Raw genomic sequence first — 6721 nt, forward strand, 5'->3', positions numbered from 1 at the left:
CTCCGATATACGGGCTTTCGACCCGGCCAGAGGGGGGTTGAGGGCGTCACTCGGGGCGCGATGCCCACCCACCGCGCCACTCTGGAAAATCTGACAAATATCCGCAATATATCAAAGGCTTAGTGATGTCCTCCACATTCGATCAGGTCGCTACGATCATCGCTGAAACCTGCGACATCCCGCGCGACACGATCACGCCGGATAGCCACGCCATCGATGATCTCGGCATCGACAGTCTCGATTTCCTGGACATCGCGTTCGCGATCGACAAGCAGTTCGGTATCAAGCTGCCGCTGGAAAAGTGGACCCAGGAGGTCAACGACGGCAAGGCGACCACCGAGCAGTACTTCGTTCTGAAGAATCTGTGCGCCCGCATCGACGAACTGGTTGCGGCCAAGGGCGCGAGCGCCTGAGCGCGCGGTCATGCAACTCGAATACTTCCACATGATCGATCGCATCGTCGACCTCAACGTCGACGAGAAGCGGATCGTCGTCGAGGCGCTGGTCCCGAAGGAGAGCACCATCTTCGAGGGGCACTTCCCGGGCTATCCCCTGATGCCCGGCGTGCTCCTGATCGAATCGATGGCACAGGCCTCGGGCTGGCTTCAGCTCGGCGTCCTCAGGTTCGAGCGCATGCCGATCCTGGCCGCCGTGAAGGAGGCCAAGGTCCGCGGCTCGGTGTTCCCCGGCGATCTCATGACCATCGAGGCAACCCTTGTCCATGAAGGTTCGGGCTACGCCATGACCGAGGCCAAGATCAGGGTCGGCGGCAAGCTGCGCGCCAATTCGACGCTCACCTTCACGCAGATACCCTTCCCCAATGCGGATATGCGCGGCTACATGGACGCGTTCGCCAAGCGCATCGGCTTTCCGCAACAGGCCGTATTGCCATGACTGACACTCCCGCTTCGAAGCCCGGCCAGACGGAAGTCTGGATCACCGGCATTGGCCTCGCCACTTCGCTCGGCGAAGGGCTGGACGCCAACTGGGCCGCGCTCCAGGAAAAGCGCATCAACGTCGACGAGAAGGGTTTTGCGCCCTACATCGTGCATCCCCTGATGCCGGTCAGCTTCGACAGCCAGATCCCGAAGAAGGGCGACCAGCGCCAGATGGAAGCCTGGCAGCGCATCGGCACCTATGCCGCGGGCCTGGCGCTCGACTCCGCCGGGATCAAGGGCAACAAGGACATTCTGTCGAAGATCGACATGGTGGTGGCCGCCGGCGGCGGCGAGCGCGATCTCAATGTCGACTGCGGCGTGCTCACGGCCGAGGCGAAGGGCGCCAATGCGCCCGGCTTCCTCAACGAGCGGCTGATGAGCGATCTCAGGCCGACGCTGTTCCTGGCGCAGCTCTCCAACCTCCTCGCCGGCAACATCGCCATCGTGCATGGTCTCGGCGGCACCTCGCGCACTTTCATGGGCGAAGAGGTCGCGGGCGCCGATGCCGCGCGCATCGCACTGTCGCGCATCGCCTCGGGCGAGAGCGACATCGCGCTGGTCGGCGGCTCGCACAATGGCGAGCGCAAGGACCTGCTGGTTCTCTACGAATTCGGCGACTTCAACCTGAAGGACAAGTTCGCACCCGTGTGGGCGCGCAAGGATCACACCGGCTTCGCGCTCGGCTCGGCCGGTGCGTTCCTGGTGCTGGAGTCCAGGGCGCACGCCGAGGCGCGCGGCGCAAAGCCGTTCGCAAGGCTTTCGAGCGTGGTTGCCGATCTCGCCAAGCGCAAGCAGCCGGGCGACATGGCCGCGACGCTGGAGAAGCTCTGGGCCAAACTGCCGATGCACGAAGGCAAGGGCGCGATCATATCAGGCGCGACCGGCGCGGAACCCGCGACATCGGAGGAGCGTGGCTTCCTGAAGAGCCATGCCGACTTCCCGGTGCGCTCGACCGGCACGATGTTCGGCCACACCATGGAAACGCAATTCCCGCTCGGGATTGCGCTCGCCGCGCTGTCGATCTCGCGCGGCGCATTGTTCCCGCCGAACGATTCCACGGGAACCGAGATTGAATCGCAGGGAGCGCCCACCCAGATTGTGGTGGTGGGGGCCGGACACTGGCGCGGCGAAGGCATGGCGCTGGTCGAGGCTGTCCGCTGAAGCGCGGCGCGCTTTGCCGGATCATGCTCTAGCTTTATCGGGGGACAAATGACTGCACCACGCGACAAATTCGGGCGTCCCGTCGTCGTCGTTACCGGCATGGGCATCATGACCTCGCTCGGCGCCGGCAAGGCCGACAATTGGGCAAAGCTCGTCGCCGGCGAATCCGGCATCCGCACCATCACGCGCTTTCCGATCGACGGCCTGAAGACCACGATGGCCGGCACGGTGGATTTCGTCAGCGTCGATCCGTTCTCCTCCACGGCCCTGTCCGAGCGGATGGCTGATCTCGTCACGCAGGAAGCGCTCGAGCAGGCTGGCATCGGCGCCAAGGGCGATTTCCCGGGTCCCCTCTTCCTGGCGGTTGCGCCGGTCGAGGTCGAATGGCCGCAGCGCAGCGAGCTCGGCCGCGCCGTCGGCAAGCTCGACCTCACCTATGACGACCTGCTGCGCATCTCCGGCGGCGGCAAGTACAGCGCCTATCACCACCGCTTCATGTTCGGCTCGGTGGCCGCGCACCTCGCCGAGACCTTCGGCACCAAGGGCTCGCCGATCTCGCTGTCGACGGCCTGCGCCTCGGGCGCGACCTCGATCCAGCTGGGCGTCGAGGCGATCCGCCGCGGCGAGACCGATGCCGCGCTGTGCGTGGCGACCGACGGCACCGTGAATCCGGAAGCCCTCGTGCGATTCTCGCTGCTCTCGGCGCTGTCGACCCAGAACGATCCGCCGCAGGCGGCCTCCCGTCCCTTCTCCAAGAACCGCGACGGCTTCGTCATGGCCGAAGGTGCCGGCGCCCTCGTGCTCGAAAGCTATGAAGCCGCAACCGCGCGCGGTGCAAAGATCCTTGGCGTGATCGCCGGCTGTGGCGAGCTCACCGACTCCTTCCATCGCACCCGCTCTTCGCCCGACGGCAAGCCGATCATCGGTTGCATGAAGAAGACGCTGGCCGATGCCGGCATGGAGCCGGACCAGATCGACCACATCAACGCCCACGGCACCTCGACGCCCGAAAACGACAAGATGGAGTACAACACGACATCGGCCGTGTTCGGCGAGCTCGTGCAGAAGATCCCGGTCACCTCGAACAAGTCGATGGTCGGCCACACGATCTCGGCGGCCGGTGCGGTCGAGGCGATCTTCTCGCTGCTGACGCTCGAGCATCAGCGCATTCCGCCGACGATCAACTACGACATTCCGGACCCCACGATCCTGTTCGACGTCGTCGGCAACAAGGCGCGCGACGCCCGCGTCACCGCGGTGATGTCGAACTCGTTCGGCTTCGGCGGCCAGAACGCCTCGCTGATCCTGACCCGCGAACCGGCCTGACCGGACGCATGTCACTGCTTCCTGCGAGCACGAAGGCCCGCGCGCGGGAGGCCGCCAAATCGCTCGGCGGAAGCCTGATCGGTGCGGCCACCGTCGGCATGCTGCGCACCACGCGCCATTTCGATCCGGTCAAAACCTCGGATTTCTTCGCGCGCGTCACCAAGATGATCGGCCCGCGGCTGCGCGAGCACCGCATCGGCCGCGCCAACCTCACTGCCGCCTTTCCGGAAAAGTCGCCCGAGGAGATCGAGCAGATCCTGATGGGCGTCTGGGACAATCTCGGCCGCGTCGGCGCCGAATTCGCCCATATGGACCACGTCTGGGATTACGACCGCGATCATCCGGAAAAGAGCAAGATCGAACTGCCCGAGCGCAGCATCGAGCTGTTCGACCAGATCCGCGACGACGGCAAGCCGGCGCTGATCTTCGCCTCGCATCTCGCCAACTGGGAATTGCCGGCGCTCGCCGCCGTCGCGCATGGGCTGGATACTGCGATCCTCTATCGCCGGCCGAACATCGCCTCTGCCGACCGCATCATCCAGGAGATGCGCCAGGTCAACATGGGCACGCTGATCCCGGCGGGGCGCGACGCGCCTTTGCGGCTCGCGCAGGCGCTGAAGGACGGCAAGCACGTCGCCATGCTGATCGACCAGTATCTGACCGGCGGCGTCGAGGTCACCTTCTTCGGCCGCAAGACCCGCGCCAATCCGATGCTGGCGCGCCTGCTGCGCCAGGTCGAATGCCCGATCCACGGCGTGCGCATCATCCGCAAGCCCGGTGGCCGCTTCTCCGGAGAGCTGACCGAGGAGGTCAAGCCGGTGCGCGACGCCGAGGGCAAGATCGACATCCAGGGCACGACGCAGGCGATCACGAGCGTGGTGGAAGGCTGGGTCCGAGAAAATCCCGAGCAGTGGCTCTGGCTGCACCGCAGGTGGCGGTAGGGACAGTCATTGCGATGCAATCGAGCTCCTGCGCCTCATCCTGAGGAGCGCGGCACGCGCGTCTCGAAGGATGCGGCACGCGCGTCTCGAAGGATGAAGGCCCGACTGGTGGCCTCGCCCTTCGAGACGCCGCGCAAGCGCGGCTCCTCAGAGTGAGGATCTGTAGACTGCACGCCTATTGCTCTGGCAGTCCTGCGTCGACCTCGGCCTGAACGACTCGATCGAACGCTGCGATACACACCGGACTTGCGTTCTTCATCGGCGGCCAGACGTTGAGCCTGGTCGTGCCGGGCCGCAGCCGCAGTCCCTCCGCGATCGCTGCCCTCGCCTCCTCGAACCGGCCCGATCTCTGGTAGGCGGCGGCGAGCAGCAGGTGCGAGCGGCCGGTCGCCGGCGTGATGGCGATCGAACGCTGCAGCCACGGCAACGCCTCCTCGTCGCGCCCCATCAGGACATTCGCGAGGCCCGCGCCGAGCAGCCAGGTCCAGCGCGAGGCCGGCGGCGTATCGTAACGATCGGCTTGCCGGAATGTCGCGAGCGCATCATCGAAGCGGCCGAGATAGATCTGCCCGAGGCCGATCAGATAGAGCGCAGACCCGTTCCACGGATCGAAGCTCAATGCCCTGGCGCAGGTGACGAGACTTTCCACGAAATGGTTGGTCGCGCTGAGAAAGCGGCAATAGGCCTCGAGCACCGGAATCGAGTTCGGCTTCGACCGCAAGGCCTGTTCGAGCGTCGCATTGGCCCTCGCCTCGACGGCGACCGCCTCGTCCGGGCTGAACCAGACCATCTGGATGCCGCGCAGCTGCAGCGAAGACAGCGCAACCGCTATCTCGAGATTATCGGGGTCGTCCGTGAGCGCCTTTTGCAGCATGGTCTGCGCCATGCCGAAACGCTCGCGCGTCGTCTGGTTGATCGACGCAATGGCCTGCTCGATCGCGACCTTGTCTCCCCCCCGCCGACGCCCCGCGGGCGCGGGAGGACGCCGCACTCGGCTCCAGCATTTCGTTGAGACGGCGCGCAAGCGCATGGCCGACGCCGGCCACGAGCCGGGACTGCGCATGCTGCGCGTCCGCCTCGTCAGCGCTGACCGAAGCCGCGACGACCGACTGAACCTCGCCGGTGCCCGCCTTGATAAGGCGCGCCCGCAACGTCCAGGACTGATCGCTGTGCTGCAACTCGCCTCGGATCTCGTAATCGGACGGCGCGGCAGGCAGCCCGGCGCTTTCGACACTCGCCAGCGCGGGCGAGCGCGGCGCGACCACGCTGATGTTCTGGATCTTGGCAAAACCGTCCGTGAGGCGGCCGGTGACCTCGGCCGCCATCACCGCGCCGCGCGTGTCGTTGCTGTCGTCAACGATCGGGAGCACGGCGATGCGGGGCGGCGTTCGCTTGAACAGGAGGTCCGGCTTCAGCGCCGGCGTGGCGGCCGCAAGGCCGAGGAGGATCGCGCAGAAGCCGGTGACGGCGGGGATCATGACCCGCCGACTCAGGATGGTGCGACGCGGCCTCGCAGATGCCGGGACAGGCTCGACCGGTGCCGCAGGCCGGAGCTCCCCGGCCGGGTCGGCCGAGGGCGGCCCGGCATGAGCGAGGCTGGCGGCCGGTTCAGCCGACACCTCCGCGGTCAGCAAGTAGCCGCCGCCGGAAGCGAGCTTGATCATCTGCCGCCGCTCGTCGCCGAGCGCGGTGCGGAGCTCGCGGATGCATTGGAACAGGCTGTCCTCGCCGACATGGACGTTCGGCCAGACCGCCTCCATCAGCTCCTGCTTGCTCAGCACCCGGCCGCCGCTAGCGGCGAACAGCCGTAGCATCTCGAAAGTCTTGGGCCGAAGCTTGATCGCAACGCCATCGGCCCCACGCAGCTCCGCGCGCTGCTGGTCCAGCTCGAAACCGGCGAAGCGAAGCAATTTATCCCCCCAAGCGTCTGTCCAGACGGCTCATATAGAGGAAGTGGGTCGAAAAAGCCCGAAAAACGGGCCTGAATTGTAAATTTCAGAAACCTTCAGAAAGTTGCCAACGCCTTATCAAGACACCGCTTCCCTCTCGGTGAGATGAAGATGCGGCAGACTCGACTTTTCCGGGCTGCGGGAATGATCGCGCACGGATGAGCTGCCAGGCTGATCCATGCCGCGCGGCGGGGGGGAACGCAACAGTGGCAGCAGCAGCGGATCAATTTGGCGGCAAGCACCGCCTGCGAGCGCTCTTTTTGGTGTCAACAGCCTTGGTGTTGGTATCGACGGTGCCGGCGCTGGCCCAAAGCGCGGGCGGCAATGGTGTGGCTGGCGGTGACGCAGGCAGTTCGACGGCGGGCGGGGGTGGCGCGGCGGGTCTTGGCGGCGACGGCTCGACAAC

7 protein-coding genes and 1 pseudogene are annotated in these 6721 nt (G+C 66.0%); 6 read left to right on the forward strand and 2 right to left on the reverse strand.

Annotation, left to right across the window (positions count from 1 at the left end; genetic code table 11):
• Window positions 1-125: 125 nt before the first annotated feature.
• The 5 genes from AC630_RS14895 to AC630_RS14915 are packed head-to-tail and all read left to right on the forward strand — an operon-like array spanning window position 126 to window position 4366.
• On the forward strand, window positions 126-413 hold the full coding sequence (locus AC630_RS14895) for an acyl carrier protein (protein ID WP_007592476.1): 288 nt from the start codon (window positions 126-128) through the stop codon (window positions 411-413).
• A gap of 10 nt (window positions 414-423) precedes the next feature.
• Window positions 424-894, forward strand: a complete 471-nt coding sequence (locus tag AC630_RS14900; protein ID WP_074119263.1) for a 3-hydroxyacyl-ACP dehydratase FabZ family protein — start codon at window positions 424-426, stop codon at window positions 892-894.
• The gene (locus AC630_RS14905) at window positions 891-2099 is read left to right on the forward strand and encodes a beta-ketoacyl-ACP synthase (RefSeq protein ID WP_074119264.1); all 1209 of its coding nucleotides are present in this window, start codon (window positions 891-893) and stop codon (window positions 2097-2099) included. The genes AC630_RS14900 and AC630_RS14905 overlap by 4 nt, the downstream gene beginning before the upstream one ends.
• Window positions 2100-2147: 48 nt before the next feature.
• Entirely contained in the window at window positions 2148-3425 is a 1278-nt protein-coding gene (locus AC630_RS14910) for a beta-ketoacyl-ACP synthase (protein WP_074119265.1), read from the forward strand.
• A gap of 8 nt (window positions 3426-3433) precedes the next feature.
• On the forward strand, window positions 3434-4366 hold the full coding sequence (locus AC630_RS14915; protein ID WP_074119266.1) for a lipid A biosynthesis lauroyl acyltransferase: 933 nt from the start codon (window positions 3434-3436) through the stop codon (window positions 4364-4366).
• 175 nt (window positions 4367-4541) lie between these two features.
• Here the strand turns inward: AC630_RS14915 and AC630_RS46970 are convergent, their stop codons facing one another.
• A complete protein-coding gene (locus AC630_RS46970) occupies window positions 4542-5252 on the reverse strand; it encodes a tetratricopeptide repeat protein (protein ID WP_245330390.1) in 711 nt (236 codons plus the stop codon).
• Window positions 5206-6276, reverse strand: a complete 1071-nt coding sequence (locus tag AC630_RS46975) for a winged helix-turn-helix domain-containing protein (protein WP_245330391.1) — start codon at window positions 6274-6276, stop codon at window positions 5206-5208. Before AC630_RS46975 ends, AC630_RS46970 begins: the two co-directional genes overlap by 47 nt.
• 245 nt (window positions 6277-6521) lie before the next feature.
• On the opposite strand from AC630_RS46975, the pseudogene AC630_RS46235 reads away from it, so the two are divergent.
• Window positions 6522-6721: pseudogene (locus tag AC630_RS46235) on the forward strand (hypothetical protein); the annotation flags it as partial.

The organism is Bradyrhizobium sp. AS23.2 (genome assembly GCF_001908185.1).
Lineage (GTDB): Bacteria > Pseudomonadota > Alphaproteobacteria > Rhizobiales > Xanthobacteraceae > Bradyrhizobium.

Excerpts from the sequence above, each read along its gene's own strand:
- AC630_RS14895 (WP_007592476.1), top strand. The coding sequence starts at position 126 with ATGTCCTCCACATTCGATCAGGTCGCTACGATCATCGCTGAAACCTGC.
- AC630_RS14900 (WP_074119263.1), top strand. The coding sequence starts at position 424 with ATGCAACTCGAATACTTCCACATGATCGATCGCATCGTCGACCTCAAC.
- AC630_RS14905 (WP_074119264.1), top strand. The coding sequence starts at position 891 with ATGACTGACACTCCCGCTTCGAAGCCCGGCCAGACGGAAGTCTGGATC.
- AC630_RS14910 (WP_074119265.1), top strand. The coding sequence starts at position 2,148 with ATGACTGCACCACGCGACAAATTCGGGCGTCCCGTCGTCGTCGTTACC.
- AC630_RS14915 (WP_074119266.1), top strand. The coding sequence starts at position 3,434 with ATGTCACTGCTTCCTGCGAGCACGAAGGCCCGCGCGCGGGAGGCCGCC.
- AC630_RS46970 (WP_245330390.1), bottom strand. The coding sequence starts at position 5,252 with ATGGCGCAGACCATGCTGCAAAAGGCGCTCACGGACGACCCCGATAAT.